Annotated in this window: 11 protein-coding genes; 6 read left to right on the top strand and 5 right to left on the bottom strand. The window is 65.3% G+C overall.

Annotated features, from left to right (window positions below; all coding sequences use genetic code 11):
• Window positions 1–93: 93 nt before the first annotated feature.
• Entirely contained in the window at window positions 94–1167 is a 1074-nt protein-coding gene (locus AWB65_RS14005) for a substrate-binding domain-containing protein (RefSeq protein WP_087667728.1), read from the bottom strand.
• A 127-nt stretch (window positions 1168–1294) separates the two neighbouring features.
• On the opposite strand from AWB65_RS14005, the gene AWB65_RS14010 reads away from it, so the two are divergent.
• The 4 genes from AWB65_RS14010 to AWB65_RS14025 are packed head-to-tail and all read left to right on the top strand — an operon-like array spanning window position 1295 to window position 6592.
• A complete protein-coding gene (locus tag AWB65_RS14010; RefSeq protein WP_087667729.1) occupies window positions 1295–1786 on the top strand; it encodes an NAD(P)H-dependent oxidoreductase subunit E in 492 nt (163 codons plus the stop codon).
• Window positions 1783–3339: an NADH-ubiquinone oxidoreductase-F iron-sulfur binding region domain-containing protein gene (locus AWB65_RS14015; RefSeq protein WP_087667730.1), complete on the top strand. Its 1557-nt coding sequence runs from the start codon at window positions 1783–1785 to the stop codon at window positions 3337–3339. Before AWB65_RS14010 ends, AWB65_RS14015 begins: the two co-directional genes overlap by 4 nt.
• Before the next feature lie 55 nt (window positions 3340–3394).
• The gene (gene fdhF, locus AWB65_RS14020) at window positions 3395–6334 is read left to right on the top strand and encodes a formate dehydrogenase subunit alpha (protein ID WP_087667731.1); all 2940 of its coding nucleotides are present in this window, start codon (window positions 3395–3397) and stop codon (window positions 6332–6334) included.
• 9 nt (window positions 6335–6343) lie between these two features.
• Window positions 6344–6592 (top strand): formate dehydrogenase subunit delta, encoded by a 249-nt coding sequence (locus AWB65_RS14025; RefSeq protein ID WP_087656195.1) that lies wholly within the window; start codon window positions 6344–6346, stop codon window positions 6590–6592.
• Here AWB65_RS14025 and AWB65_RS14030 read toward each other — a convergent pair.
• The 3 genes from AWB65_RS14030 to AWB65_RS14040 all read right to left on the bottom strand — a co-directional run bounded on the left by AWB65_RS14030 (window position 6589) and on the right by AWB65_RS14040 (window position 9758).
• The gene (locus tag AWB65_RS14030; RefSeq protein ID WP_087667732.1) at window positions 6589–8307 is read right to left on the bottom strand and encodes an FAD-dependent monooxygenase; all 1719 of its coding nucleotides are present in this window, start codon (window positions 8305–8307) and stop codon (window positions 6589–6591) included. The two genes, AWB65_RS14025 and AWB65_RS14030, sit on opposite strands and share 4 nt — an antisense overlap.
• Before the next feature lie 80 nt (window positions 8308–8387).
• The gene (locus AWB65_RS14035) at window positions 8388–9428 is read right to left on the bottom strand and encodes a cation diffusion facilitator family transporter (protein WP_087667733.1); all 1041 of its coding nucleotides are present in this window, start codon (window positions 9426–9428) and stop codon (window positions 8388–8390) included.
• Window positions 9429–9758, bottom strand: a complete 330-nt coding sequence (locus AWB65_RS14040; protein ID WP_087656280.1) for an ArsR/SmtB family transcription factor — start codon at window positions 9756–9758, stop codon at window positions 9429–9431. It abuts the gene before it with no gap.
• 124 nt (window positions 9759–9882) lie between these two features.
• On the opposite strand from AWB65_RS14040, the gene AWB65_RS14045 reads away from it, so the two are divergent.
• The gene (locus tag AWB65_RS14045; protein WP_087667803.1) at window positions 9883–11733 is read left to right on the top strand and encodes a tetratricopeptide repeat protein; all 1851 of its coding nucleotides are present in this window, start codon (window positions 9883–9885) and stop codon (window positions 11731–11733) included.
• 53 nt (window positions 11734–11786) lie between these two features.
• On the opposite strand, the gene AWB65_RS14050 is transcribed toward AWB65_RS14045, so the two are convergent.
• A complete protein-coding gene (locus tag AWB65_RS14050) occupies window positions 11787–13082 on the bottom strand; it encodes an MFS transporter (RefSeq protein WP_087667734.1) in 1296 nt (431 codons plus the stop codon).
• Between the two features lie 178 nt (window positions 13083–13260).
• Here AWB65_RS14050 and AWB65_RS14055 point away from each other — a divergent pair, with 178 nt between their 5' ends.
• Window positions 13261–13797 (top strand): GNAT family N-acetyltransferase, encoded by a 537-nt coding sequence (locus tag AWB65_RS14055; protein ID WP_087667735.1) that lies wholly within the window; start codon window positions 13261–13263, stop codon window positions 13795–13797.
• Window positions 13798–14007: the final 210 nt, after the last annotated feature.

The raw sequence follows: 14007 nt of genomic DNA on the forward strand, positions 1-14007 counted from the left end.
CAAGGCGCTAGGTTAACGTAATTTGAGACGCGGGGCAGCGCCCGGCAAAGCGTTAATTTTACCGTTCGTTTCGAGAAAGCCAGCCGCTACGCCTCACGCACCGCTCAAGCCCTCCTCCACGCCGACCAGCAAGCCGCAGCGCGCCGGATCGTAGCCTTCAAGATGCGCGACGCTCACGTTGAACGCATCGCTTTTCAGGACGTCGAGCACGCTCGCGAGCCGCGCTTCGTTCAGCCGCGAGCGTTCGCAGGCGAAGAAATAGTCCTCGTCGATCACCGGGATGAAGTCGAGCGCGAAATGCTGCGCCGCGGGCTGCACGCCGAAGCCCAGGTCGGCCATGCCGCTCGCAACGAACGCTGCAATCGCCGAGTGCGTCAGTTCGGTGGTCGCGTAGCCATTGATCTGGTCCGGATCGACGCCGATGCTTCTCAGCGACAGATCCAGCAGCATCCGCGTGCCCGAGCCCGGCTGGCGGTTGACGAAGCGCACGTCGTCGCGTGCGAGGTCGTGCAAGCCTTCGATGTGCTTCGGGTTGCCCTTCGGCAGAAAAAGCCCTTGCGTGCGGCGCGTGAGATGAATGAGCTGATGCCGTTCCGGATCGAGGAACTCCCGGTAGATCTGCGCGCAGGTCGAACGGAATTCGCCGACCGGCAGGTGAAACCCCGCGAGTTCGCACTCGCCGCGTGCCAGTGCGCTGACAGCTTCGGCGCTCTCGCGATATTTGATGTCGACGGGGATGCGCTCGACGCCGAGCGCGCGCACGAGCGTTGCAACCGCGTAGCCGTGCGACGCGTGAATGCGTACCTGCGCGGCCTCGCGTGCGAGGCGCCGGTTCAGTTCGTGCGCGACTTCGGTCGCGACCGATTGCAGCGGCGCGTCGAGCCGTTCGCCGGAAATACGCTGCGCGCGCAAAACCGACTCGCCGAGTTCCGACAGCACCGACCCGCGCCCACGCGATTTCGTGATCAGCGCGCCGCCCAGACGCGCCTCGATTTCGCGCAACAAGCCCCATGCGTGCCGATAGGACAAACCCTTAGCGGACGCGGCATTGGCGATGCTCCCAGTCTGGGAAACGAGCAGCAAAAGCGGCACAACCGCGCTGAGACTGGTTTCCCGGCCATCGGCATCACGCAGCACGAGTTCGGCACGGCATTGAACATCGACCATATGCACTCCCAGTTCCTATTGCCAAGATATATCACGGCGCCTATTGTTCACTTCATCGGCTCGGTGCACAAATTATAAGTCTCTAATATGCACACGATAAACATATACCGAGCGTTGGAGGAGCCCCATGACACACCCGCAGCAAGCTGTACCCGCGCCCGATGAGCTCGTGCGCCGCCATGCCACCCAGGGCGCCACGCTGATGGCGATCCTGCATGCGATCCAGGACGACGTCGGCTTCGTGCCGCCCGCGACCGTTCCGCATCTGGCGCAAGCGCTGTCGCTCTCGCGCGCCGAGGTTCACGGCGTCATCACCTACTACCATCATTTCCGGTCGGAGCCGCCCGCGCGCGTCACCGTGCAGTTGTGCCGCGCTGAAGCCTGTCGCAGCATGGGCACGGAAGCGCTGGCGCAGCACGTCGAAGGCCACACGGGCTGCAAGTTCGACAGCGGCCATCACGAGGAAACCGAGCTCGAATCGGTGTTCTGCCTCGGCCAGTGCGCGCTGTCGCCGTCGATGATGATCAACGGCGAGCTGTACGCCAAAGTCACGCCGCAGAAGTTCGACCGGCTTTTCGCGGCCGCACAGGCCAGCACGAACACGGAGGAAACGGCATGACACGCATCTACGTTCCCTGCGATTCGTCCGCACTCGCGCTCGGCGCGGATGCCGTCGCGGCCGCCATCGCCGATGAAGCCGCCGCGCGCGGCATCGACGCCCAGATCGTGCGCAACGGTTCGCGCGGGTTGCTTTGGCTCGAACCGCTCGTCGAAGTGGAGACGGCGAACGGCCGCATCGGTTATTCGAATGTCGAAGCCGAGGAAGTCGCCGCGCTGTTCGACGCCGGTTTCATCGAAGGCGCCGCGCATGAGAAAAACGTCGGCGTGGTCGACGAACTGCCTTACCTGAAGAAGCAGCAGCGTCTGACGTTCGCGCGCATCGGCATCACCGACCCGCTTTCCATTGACGATTACGTCGCGAACGGCGGCATCGAAGGATTGCGAAACGCGCTCGACATGAACGGCGATGCCGCCTGCGAGGCGCTGATCGAATCGGGCCTGCGCGGACGCGGCGGCGCGGCGTTTCCCGCCGGCATCAAGTGGCGCACGGTGCGCGGCGCGCTCAGCGACCAGAAGTACATCGTCTGCAACGCGGACGAAGGCGACTCCGGCACGTTCTCCGACCGCCTCGTCATGGAAAGCGATCCGTACGTGCTGATCGAAGGGATGATCATCGCGGGCATCGTGACGGGCGCGACGAAGGGCTACATCTACGTGCGCAGCGAGTATCCGCATTCGATCGTGACGCTCAACCGCGCGATCGAGCGCGCACGCGACGCCGGCTGGCTGGGTCAAAGCGTGCTCGGCTCGTCGCACGCGTTCGAGCTGGAAGTGGCGAAAGGCGCGGGCGCTTACGTCTGCGGCGAGGAAACGGCGCTGCTCGAATCGCTCGAAGGCAAGCGCGGCATCGTGCGCGCGAAGCCGCCGGTGCCGGCGCTCGTCGGCCTGTACGGCAAGCCGACCGTCATCAACAACGTCATCACGCTCGCGACCGTGCCGATCATCTTCGCGAAGGGCGCGTCGTTCTATCGCGACTTCGGCATGGGACGCTCGCGCGGCACGCTGCCGTTCCAGCTTGCGGGCAACATCCGCCAAGGCGGTCTCGTCGAACTCGCGTTCGGCGTGACGCTGCGCGAACTCGTCTATGAATACGGCGACGGCACGGCGAGCGGCCGGCCGGCGCGCGCGGTGCAGGTGGGCGGCCCGCTCGGCACGTATCTGCCGGAAAGCCAGTGGGACATTCCGCTCGACTACGAAGCCTACGCGGCAGTCGGCGCGGTGGTGGGCCACGGCGGCCTTGTCGTCCACGACGACACGTCGAACCTCGCCGACCTTGCCCAGTACGCGATGCATTTCTGCGCGCTCGAATCGTGCGGCAAGTGCACGCCGTGCCGGATCGGCTCGACGCGCGGCGTCGAGGTGATCGCGAAGATCCGCTCGGGCGATACGTCGCCGAAACAGGTCACGCTGCTGCGAGACCTGTGCGACACGATGGTGTCCGGTTCGCTCTGCGCGATGGGCGGCATGACGCCCTTCCCGGTGCTGTCGGCGCTCGACCATTTCCCCGAAGACTTCGGTCTTGCGAAAGCGCCGTCCAAGAAAGCGGCATAGCAACCAGATTGCATGGGCCAGCGAGTAAAGCGCTGGCCAAATGGAGACAAAAGACATGTCCAACACGAACAACGGCTGCGGCTCCGGAAATTGCGCGTGCAAGAGCGCGGCATCGGTGCAAAAGGGCGATCCCTTCGACTTCACGGACTACGGCACGCCGCTGCGCCACGCCGACATCGACGTGACGCTCGAAATCGACGGCGAAGCGGTCACGGTGCCGGCCGGCACGTCGGTGATGCGCGCGGCGATCGAAGCCGGCGTCAACGTGCCGAAGCTCTGCGCGACCGATTCGCTCGAACCGTTCGGCTCGTGCCGCCTGTGCCTCGTCGAGATCGAAGGCAAGCGCGGCTATCCGGCGTCGTGCACGACGCCCGTCGAAGCGGGCATGAAGGTGCGCACGCAAAGCGACCGCCTGCAGTCGCTGCGCAAGAACGTGATGGAGCTCTATATCTCCGATCACCCGCTCGACTGCCTCACCTGCCCCGCCAACGGCGACTGCGAACTGCAGGACATGGCGGGCGTCGTCGGCCTGCGGGAAGTGCGCTACGGCTACGAAGGCAAGAACCACCTGAAGGACAAGAAGGACGAGTCGAACCCGTACTTCACCTACGATGCGTCGAAGTGCATCGTCTGCAATCGCTGTGTGCGCGCCTGCGAGGAAACGCAAGGCACCTTCGCGCTGACGATCGCCGCGCGCGGCTTCGAGTCGCGCGTCGCCGCGAGCGAGAACGTGCCGTTCATGGAATCGGAGTGCGTGTCGTGCGGCGCGTGCGTCGCCGCGTGCCCGACCGCCACGCTGCAGGAAAAGACCGTCATCATGCTCGGCCAGCCGGAGCATTCGGTCGTGACGACGTGCGCATACTGCGGCGTCGGCTGCTCGCTCAAGGCGGAGATGAAGGGCAGCACGGTGGTTCGCATGGTGCCGAACAAGAACGGCCAGGCGAACGAAGGCCACGCGTGCGTGAAGGGCCGCTTCGCGTGGGGCTACGCGACGCACAAGGACCGCATCACCAAGCCGATGATCCGCGCGAAGATCACCGATCCGTGGCGCGAAGTGTCATGGGACGAAGCGCTCAAATACGCGGCGAGCGAATTCCGCCGCATCCAGGACAAGTACGGCCGCGATTCGATCGGCGGGATCACGTCGTCGCGCTGTACGAACGAGGAAACGTACCTCGTGCAGAAGCTCGTGCGCGCCGCGTTCGGCAACAACAACGTCGATACCTGCGCGCGCGTCTGCCATTCGCCGACCGGCTACGGCCTCAAGACGACGCTCGGTGAATCGGCGGGCACACAGACGTTCGCGTCGGTCGAGAAAGCGGACGTGATCGTCGTGATCGGCGCGAATCCGACCGACGGCCATCCGGTCTTCGCGTCGCGCATGAAAAAGCGCATCCGCGAAGGCGCGCAACTGATCGTGATCGATCCGCGCCGCACCGATATCGTCGACGGCCCGCATATCAAGGCGTCGCATCACCTGGCGCTGCGTCCGGGCACCAATGTGGCGATCATCAATGCGATCGCGCACGTGATCGTGACCGAAGGGCTCGTCAACGAAGCGTTCGTCGCCGAGCGCTGCGAAGCGCGCGCGTTCGGCCAATGGCGCGACTTCGTGTCGCATGAGGAGAACTCGCCCGAAGCGATGGAAGCGATCACCGGCGTGCCCGCGCATCTGGTGCGCGAAGCCGCGCGGGTCTACGCGCGGCCCGGCAATTCGGCGATCTTCTACGGCCTCGGCGTCACGGAACACGCACAAGGCTCGACGATGGTGATGGGCATCGCGAACCTCGCGATGGCGACGGGCAACGTCGGGCGCGAAGGCGTCGGCGTGAATCCGCTGCGCGGCCAGAACAACGTGCAGGGCTCGTGCGACATGGGCTCGTTCCCGCACGAACTGCCGGGCTACCGGCACATCAGCGACGCCGCCACGCGCGCCCTCTTCGAGGAAGCGTGGGACTGCAAGCTGCAATCGGAGCCGGGCCTGCGCATTCCGAACATGTTCGATGCCGCGTCGCACGGCACGTTCATGGGCCTCTATTGCCAGGGCGAGGACATCGTCCAGTCCGATCCGAACACGCACCACGTGACGGGCGCGCTGTCGTCGATGGAGTGCATCGTCGTGCAGGACATCTTCCTGAACGAGACGGCAAAGTACGCGCACGTGCTGCTTCCCGGCGCGACGTTCCTCGAAAAGGACGGCACGTTCACGAACGCCGAGCGCCGCATCTCGCGCGTGCGCAAGGTCATGCCGCCGCTCGCCGGCTATGCCGACTGGGAAGTCACGATCCTGCTCGCCCGCGCGCTCGGCTACGAGATGGGCTACACGCATCCGTCGCAGATCATGGACGAGATCGCGCGCCTCACGCCGACGTTCCACGGCGTCTCCTACAAGCGGCTCGATGAGCTCGGCAGCATCCAGTGGCCGTGCAACGAATCCGCGCCGGAAGGCACGCCGACGATGCACATCGACGAATTCGTGCGCGGCAAGGGGCGATTCGTCATCACGAAGTTCGTCGCGACGCCGGAGAAGGTCACGCGCAAGTTCCCGCTGCTGCTGACGACGGGGCGCATCCTGTCGCAGTACAACGTCGGCGCGCAGACGCGGCGCACGGAGAACTCGCGCTGGCACGACGAGGACCGGCTCGAACTCCATCCGGTCGACGCCGAGGACCGCGGCATCAAGACGGGCGACTGGGTTGGCATCGAATCGCGCGCCGGGCAGACCGTGTTGCGCGCGAAGATCACCGAGCGGATGCAGCCGGGCGTCGTCTACACGACGTTCCACTTCCCCGAATCGGGCGCGAACGTGATTACCACCGACTCCTCCGACTGGGCGACCAACTGTCCGGAATACAAGGTGACGGCAGTTCAGGTGATGCCGGTCGAGCAGCCATCGCAATGGCAGAAGGACTACTCGCGCTTCAACTCGCAGCAGCTCGGCCTGTTGGAGATGCGCACGGAAGAAGGCGCGCTCGTCACGACCTCAGGGAAATAGGACAGAAAAATGGACGTAGCCAACCTGATCGACATGGCGAACCGCATCGGCGATTTTTTCGATTCGCTGCCGGACCAGCACGAAGCGACCGACAGCATCGCCGATCATATTCGCCGCTTCTGGGAGCCGCGCATGCGACTCGCGATCCTCAACGCGCTAGATGATCCTGAAGTGAGCGCCACGATGACGCCGATCGTGCACGAGGCGCTGATCGAGCATCGGCAGGATCTGACGCCTGCCAAGGCTCCAGCCGCCTAGTCTTCCTTGTACTCGTGCTCGGGCGCCGCATCGGCGGCGCTCGCGTTCGCGCTGAACCACGTCTCGCAGTGGCGCAGAAGCCCGTGCACATCCGACGGCGCCCGTCCCCGCGCCGCGATATAACCGTCCGGCCGCACGAGATAGAAAGACGGCCGCGTGCGCCCGTAGTTGTCGGTGAGCGACTGCGCGCCCTCGCCCTGCATGACGTCCGTGATACGCCACACGCGCACCGCGTTGGGTAACACCCTCTCCATCTGAACGCCCAGCCCATCGAGATCGGGGTCGCGCATCGCATGCGCCACCGTGATGGTCGCGGGCGCGAGCGCGATGTCGTCCTCGCCTTCGGGAGTCACCAGCAGGAACAGTGAAAAGTACCCGGGATCGTGCAGATCGAAAAGACAGCCAAAGCCCGGCACGCGCCCGAGCGGCCCATCGACCACGTGCACCCGCGCATCCGGTGCCCGCTCGCCTGCGCGCGGGCCGCCGTCGAGCAGACGCTCCATCGTCAGCGGACTGCGCCGGTACTGGATCGACAGCTCGCTCACCGTGCGCCGCATCGCGTCGCGCAGCGGGCCGATCGCGGAGAGCGCGGGCATCACGTGATCGCGGATCAGCTTCATCGGGCCGTGCTCGGCGCTCGCCATCTGCGTGAGCATGCTCGATTGCCGCAGCACGTCGCGCTCGATCGGATGGCGCTCGGCGTGATAGGTGTCAAGCAGACGGTCGGACGCGCCACCCGAGAGCATCCGCGCAATCTTCCAGCCGAGGTTGAGCGCTTCCTGGATGCCCGTGTTCATGCCCTGCGCGCCGGCCGGGCTGTGGACGTGCGCGGCGTCACCCGCGAGAAAGATGCGCTCGACGCGCAGCCGGTCCACCATGCGGCTGTTGAGCCGAAAGTACGACGACCAGCCGATGCTCGACAGCGTCACGCGATGATGCACGCGCCGCTCGACAATCGCGCGGCAGTCGTCGAGCGTCGGGCCGTGGTCGGATTCGGGTGCGACGTGCAGGTCCGCGATCAGCCGCGCGCGGTCGTTGCCCATCGGGAAGAGCGCGGCCAGCCCCTCGCCCGACGCGAAAATGTGGAACTCATCGTCGGCCCAGTCGGAATCGACTTGCAGGTCGGCGAGAAGAAAGGTCTGCTCGAAGGTCTTGCCCGTGAAGCCGATATCGAGCCGATGCCGGACGAGACTATGCGCACCATCTGCGGCGATCATGTACGACGGCCGCAGCGTTTCCTCGCGTCCGTTCGGATGACGCAGCGACGCCTGCACACCCGCCGCGCCCTGCGAGAAATCGTGCAGCTCGACGCCGCGCTCGATCCACACGCCGAAGCTCGCCAGATGCTCGGTGAGGAGCCGCTCGGTTTCGGACTGTTCGAGAAAAAGAAGATAGGGATAGCGCGTCTGCAGCGGATCGAAGTCGAGCCGCGCGAGCCGCTGACCGTTCGAGTACAGATTGGCGACGCGCGCGCGATGCCCCTTTTCAAGAAACGGCTTGACGATGCGATGCTGCTCGAAGAGTTCGAGCGTGCGCGCCTGAATGCCGATCGCACGCGAATACGGCGAGGGAGCGCGGGCCTTGTCGATGAGCCGAACCGGAATGTGCGCGCGCGCGAGACTCATGGCGGCGGCGAGGCCCGTCGGCCCTGCACCGACGATCAGCACCGGCGCCACGTCGAGCTTGTCGTGCGGATTCAGCTTTGGGGCAAACATGCACTCCTCCCTGATACGTCACGTTCGTATCAGTGTACGCCGCTCGTTCGCGGTTTCGGCTGGCGGGAGATCGGTCGGAATCAGCCGCGCGTGTGCAGCGCACAATGATGATGCGTCGTGCCGAGCTCCACTTGCAGCGTCGCGTGATGCATCGCGTAGTCGGCGCGCAAGGTCTCCACGATGCCGTCGACAAACACATCGCCCGGATGGCCCGCGCGCATGACGAGGTGCGCCGTCATCGCGTTTTCGGTCGTGGAGAGGGCCCAGACGTGAAGGTCATGCACGTCGTCGACGCCGGGTAAATCGGACAGATATTGCCGGATGCGCGTCATGTCGACGCTCGGCGGAACGGCGGCCATCGCGAGGCGCATCGCGTCGCGTCCGAGCCCCCACGTGCCGTACACGATCACCGAGACCACGACGAGGCTCATCAGCGGATCGATCCAGCTCCAGCCCGAGAACAGGATCACGAGCCCGCTCACCGCGACGGCGGCGGAGATCGCGGCATCGGCGGCCATGTGGAGGAAGGCGCCGCGCACGTTCAGGTCTTCCTTGCTGCCGCGCATGAAGAGCCACGCGGAGAAACCGTTCACAATCAGCCCGAGCGTCGCGACGATGAATACGTCGAGGCCCGCGACGGGCGCCGGGTTCAGGAGCCGCTGGATCGATTCGAGGACGATCGCGCCGCACGCGAAGAGCAAAAGCGCGGCGTTCGCGAGCGACGCGAGAATCGACGAGCTGCCGAGGCCGAAGGTGTAGCGCTGCGACGGCTGGCGCTTGCCGAGCCAGACCGCACCCCACGCGAGCAGGAGGCCTAGCACGTCTGAGAGATTGTGGCCGGCGTCGGCGAGGAGCGCAGTCGAGTGGGCGATGAAGCCGTACACCGCCTGCACGACGACGATCAGCATGTTCAGCCCGACGGCGAGCGCGAAGGTGCCGCTCTGGCCTTCCTGCGGCGCGTGATGGTGGTGATGGCCGTGGCCGCCGTGGTCGTGCGCGTGGCCGTGGCCCTGCGAGTCCTCTTGGTGCGCGTGGCCGTGACCCTGCGCATGCTCTTCATGCGCATATCCGTGCTCGTGCTCATCCTCGTGCTGGTGCTGCCCGTGCGAATGCGTATTCATTTACTCGTTGTCCGGTCTGAAGTCGGTTTGCGGCTCGGCGACGTGTTCCAGCAGTTCGCCGAGCATTGCGCTGATATGCCGGTCGGCGGCGAGATAGAAGACCTGCTTGCCCTGCCGCTCCGCGCGCACGATCCGCGCCGCGCGCAGCAGCCTCAAATGATGGCTGACGAGCGACGCCGACAACCCGAGCGCCTCCGCGATCGCTCCCACCGCCCGTTTCTCGTCGACGCACGCGAGCACGATGCGCAGGCGCGTCGGATCGCCGAGGAGGCGAAACAGATCGGCAAGCGGGACGACACGGTCATCGGAAGCGTTGGGAAGCGAAGCCATGCGCGGTCGAAAGAAAACATATGAATAGGTGTTCACATGTTAGTTCCTTGAGCGCCGAACTGTCAATTCGGCGGGCGTCGCCCGAGTGTGTGGGAAAATGCGGGGTTTTCGTTTTCTTCCCGTCATGGACACTGTATTCGCCCGCGGTTTCGCGGCCCATCGTGACGGCCGCCTGACCGAAGCGGAACGCGACTATCAAGCCGCGCTCGCCGCCGAACCTCGACACGTCGACGCCCTGCATCTGCTCGGCGTGCTGCGCCACCAGCAAGGCCAGCACGCGGAAGCGGCTGACCTCGTGCGTCGCGCGGTAGACCTGCGTCCGACCGACGCCGGCCTGCAGCTCAACCTCGGCAACGCGCTGAAGGCGCTCGGCCGCATCGACGACGCCATTGAGCGCTTTCGCAACGCGCTCACGCTGCAGCCGGGCTTCCCGCTCGCGCAATACAACCTCGGCAACGCTTACACGGCGGCCGGCCGCCACGAAGACGCCGCCGACGCCTTTGAAAAAGCCCTGCGCCTGCAACCGAACGACGCCCCGACGTGGAACAACTTCGGCAACGCGCTCTCGGCGCTGCGCCGTTTCGACGATGCCGCGAAGGCGTTCCGCCGCGCGCTCGCGATCCGTCCAGGACACGCCGGCGCGCACAACAACCTCGGCATGGCGCTGAACGCACTCGGCGACATTGATGGCGCGATCGAACAGTTCCGCATCGCGATCGAAGTCGAGCCGAACTATGTCGCCGCGCATTTCAACCTCGGCAATCTGCTCGATGCGACCGGCCGGCCGGCGGAAGCCGTCGACGCGCTCCAAAAGATGATCCGCATGCATCCGCAGTTCGCGCCCGCGCATTTCGGCCTCGGCCACGCGCTCGCGACGCTCGGCCGTCAGAAGGAAGCGCTGCCGCAGTTCGAGCGGGCGGTCGGGCTCGATCCGAAATATGGGGTCGCGTGGCTGGGTCTCGGGAACGCGCATCTCGCGCTCGGCGCGCATCAGGCGGCGATCCGCGCGTTCGATCAGGCGCTGCGCCTCGCGCCCGATGAACCCGCCGCCCGACTGAACCGCGCGCTGGCGCTGCTCGCGCTCGGCGATTACGCGCGTGGCCTTGCCGCATACGAAGCACGGCTCGCGACGCCCGGCGCCGCCAAGGCCCCGCCTGTGCCGCGCTGGAGCGGCGAGCCGATGCCCGGCCGCACGCTCCTCGTGCGCGCGGAACAGGGTTTCGGCGACACGTTGCAGTTCGTCCGCTTCGCGCCTTACGCCGCGAAGCTGGCCGGCCGCGTCGTGCTGCAGGTGCAGCCGGCGCTCTTGCCACTGCTGGAACCGGCGGCCCGTGCGGCGCGCGTCGAACTGACGAGCGCCGCCGACGCCACGCCGAAAGCCGACGCCTCCTGTCCGCTCCTGAGCCTGCCGCTCGCGCTCGGCATGACGACGCAGGACGCGATGCCCGCGCGCACGCCTTACCTCGTGATCCCGGCGGCGTACCGGCGCAAGTGGCGCGGGTCGATCGGCGGGCACGCGAAGCGCCGGATCGGCATCGCGTGGTCGGGGCGGCTGCAGCCCGGCGAAACGCGCTCGATCCCGCTCGCCCTGCTCGATCCGCTTTTCGCGATCGAAGGCATCGACTGGATTGCGTTGCAGCCTGTGCTGACGAGCGACGAACGCGCCGCGCTCGCCGTGCATCCGTGCTCGAAAGCGATCCATCGCCTGGACGGCCGTCTCGAAAATTTCGCCGATACCGGCGCGATCGTCGATCGGCTGGATGGCGTGGTGTCGGTGGATACGTCGGTGGCGCATCTGGCCGGCGCGCTCGGCAAGCCGCTCTGGCTGATGCTGCCGCACGCCGCCGACTGGCGCTGGGGCATCGATGCGCCGTCGAGCGCGTGGTATCCGACGGCGCGGCTTTACCGGCAATCGGAAGCGGGTGCGTGGGCGGATGTCGTGGACAGGGTCGCCGCGGCAGTGCGCGACGCGTAAAAAAACCCCTCGTCTTTTCAAAGCGAGGGGTTTGTTTTTGCGACCTGCGATGTTCAGGCCGTCTTGTACTGATTCCGTGCCTCAGGCGAGCGATACAGCACGAGAGTCGCGATCAGGCCGCAGACCGCGGCAAGCCCCATCCAAAGGCCCGGCGCTGCCTTGTTTCCCGTCGAGTGAATCAGGTAAGTGGAGATCGCGGGCGTAAATCCGCCGATCGTCGTCGCGAGGCTGTAGGCCATCGAAAAGCCCGTCGTGCGGACATCGACCGGCATCACTTCGGTCAGCGCCACGACCATCGCGCCGTTGTAGCTGCCGTACAGAAACGAGAGCCACAATTCGACGCCAAGAAGCCGCAGGAACGACGGGTCCGCGACCAGCCACTGCACCGCCGGATACGACGTCACGATCGTGAGAATCGTGAAAAAGAGCAACACGGGCCGTCGCCCAATGCGATCGGACAGCGCGCCCATCACCGGCAGCCACACGAGGTTCGACAAGCCGACGCACACCGTCACGACGAGGGTGTCGATTGCCGACATCTTCAGCACTTCCTTGCCGAACGTCGGCGTATAGGCGGTGATCATGTAGAACGAGACGGTCGTCATGATCACCATGCCCATGCCTGCGATGACGATGTTCCAGTTCTGCACCATCGATTTCGCGATCTCGCGCATGTCCGGGCGGTGTTTGCGCGCGAGGAATTCATCGGTTTCGCGCAGCGACCGGCGAATGATGAAGAGAAACGGCACGATCAGGCAGCCGATCAGGAACGGCACGCGCCAGCCCCACGCGCTCATCTGGTCGGCGGGGAGCCACCGGTTCATGATCACGCCGATCAGCGCCGCGAACACGACGGCCACTTGCTGGCTGCCGGACTGCCACGAGCAATAGAAGCCCTTGTTGCCCTTCGTCGCGATTTCGGAGAGATACACCGACACGCCGCCGAGCTCGACACCCGCCGAGAAGCCTTGCAGCAAGCGCCCGCCGAGCACGATGATCGGTGCGAGCGCGCCGATGGTCGCGTAGCCTGGCACGAGCGCAACGCAGGCCGTGCCTATCGCCATTAATGTAAGCGTGAGAATGAGGCCCTTGCGCCGACCGTGGTGGTCGATATAGGCGCCGAGCACGATCGCGCCGACGGGTCGCATCAGGAAGCCGGCGCCGAACACGGAGAGCGCAAGCATCAGCGAGGCGAATTCGTTGCCGCTGGGAAAATAGGTCTTGGCGATGGCCGAGGCGTAGTAGCCATAGACCATGAAGTCGTACATCTCAAGAAAATTGCCACTGACGACGCGAAAGACCGTCTTGAACTTGGATTCGTTGGGGAGAACGGGGTGTGACGTGGACATGACTCTCTCGATAAAACCCGGCGGCAAGCATCGGCAAGTCCGATGCGGCGCTGGAACAGGGGGGTTTCCGTCGGCTTTCGCAAGCGGCGAAGTGCTCAATATTAACGTGTGACGGCTTAATACGTCGCTTCGAACATCGCCTAATTTCGCTCATCCTGATTTGAACGTCATCTTACATATGCCTATCTTCGACCATACGGAACACAAACCCACATTACGATTACGCAAGGCGACGCGCGCGGACACCGCGCTCATCGCGCGGATGCACTCGCTGAGCTGGGCGGCGGCGTATCGAGGCATCCTCCCCGACGACTTCCTCGACAAAGAAGCGCCCATCGAACGCGCGGCACATTGGGAAAAGCGCATGGCGGAACTCGATGCGGGCGAAGGAATCGCGCTGATTGCCGAACTGGGCGCGGTGCCGGTCGGCTTCGTCTGTCTCGCGAATCCGGACGCGAGCGGCAGTGTTCTCGTCGACAACCTGCACGCGTTGCCGGGTTATCGGGGTACGGGCGCCGGCAGCGCGATGCTCGACGCCGCGAAGGCGTGGGCGCGCGAGCGCGGCGCGAGTCGCCTGCACTTGTCCGTGCTCGAAGACAATCGGCCCGCGATAGGCTTCTACGAATCGCGTGGATGGCGCTTCGCCGTGCGCGAAGACGACCGCATGGGCGGCGTCGATCTGTTCTCTCTCGTATATACCTACGAGCTCGAATAGACGCACTTGTTTGCACTACTGTCTTTTCCGCGCCCTGTCAAGGCTGGCTGTCGATCCGATGCATAACTCGGAGGGTTCTGATCGTTTTCGACTTCCTTGCTCCGTATGATCGCGGGTTGCTTTCATCGCCGGTCAGGGTGCTTTTTCCGCATCTGGTACCCGTTGTCTGGCGGTTCGTCAGGTGACTTTTGCGGGCAGGCTGCTCGACAA

This window comes from Caballeronia humi, from assembly GCF_001544475.1.
GTDB classification, from domain to species: Bacteria; Pseudomonadota; Gammaproteobacteria; order Burkholderiales; family Burkholderiaceae; genus Caballeronia; species Caballeronia humi.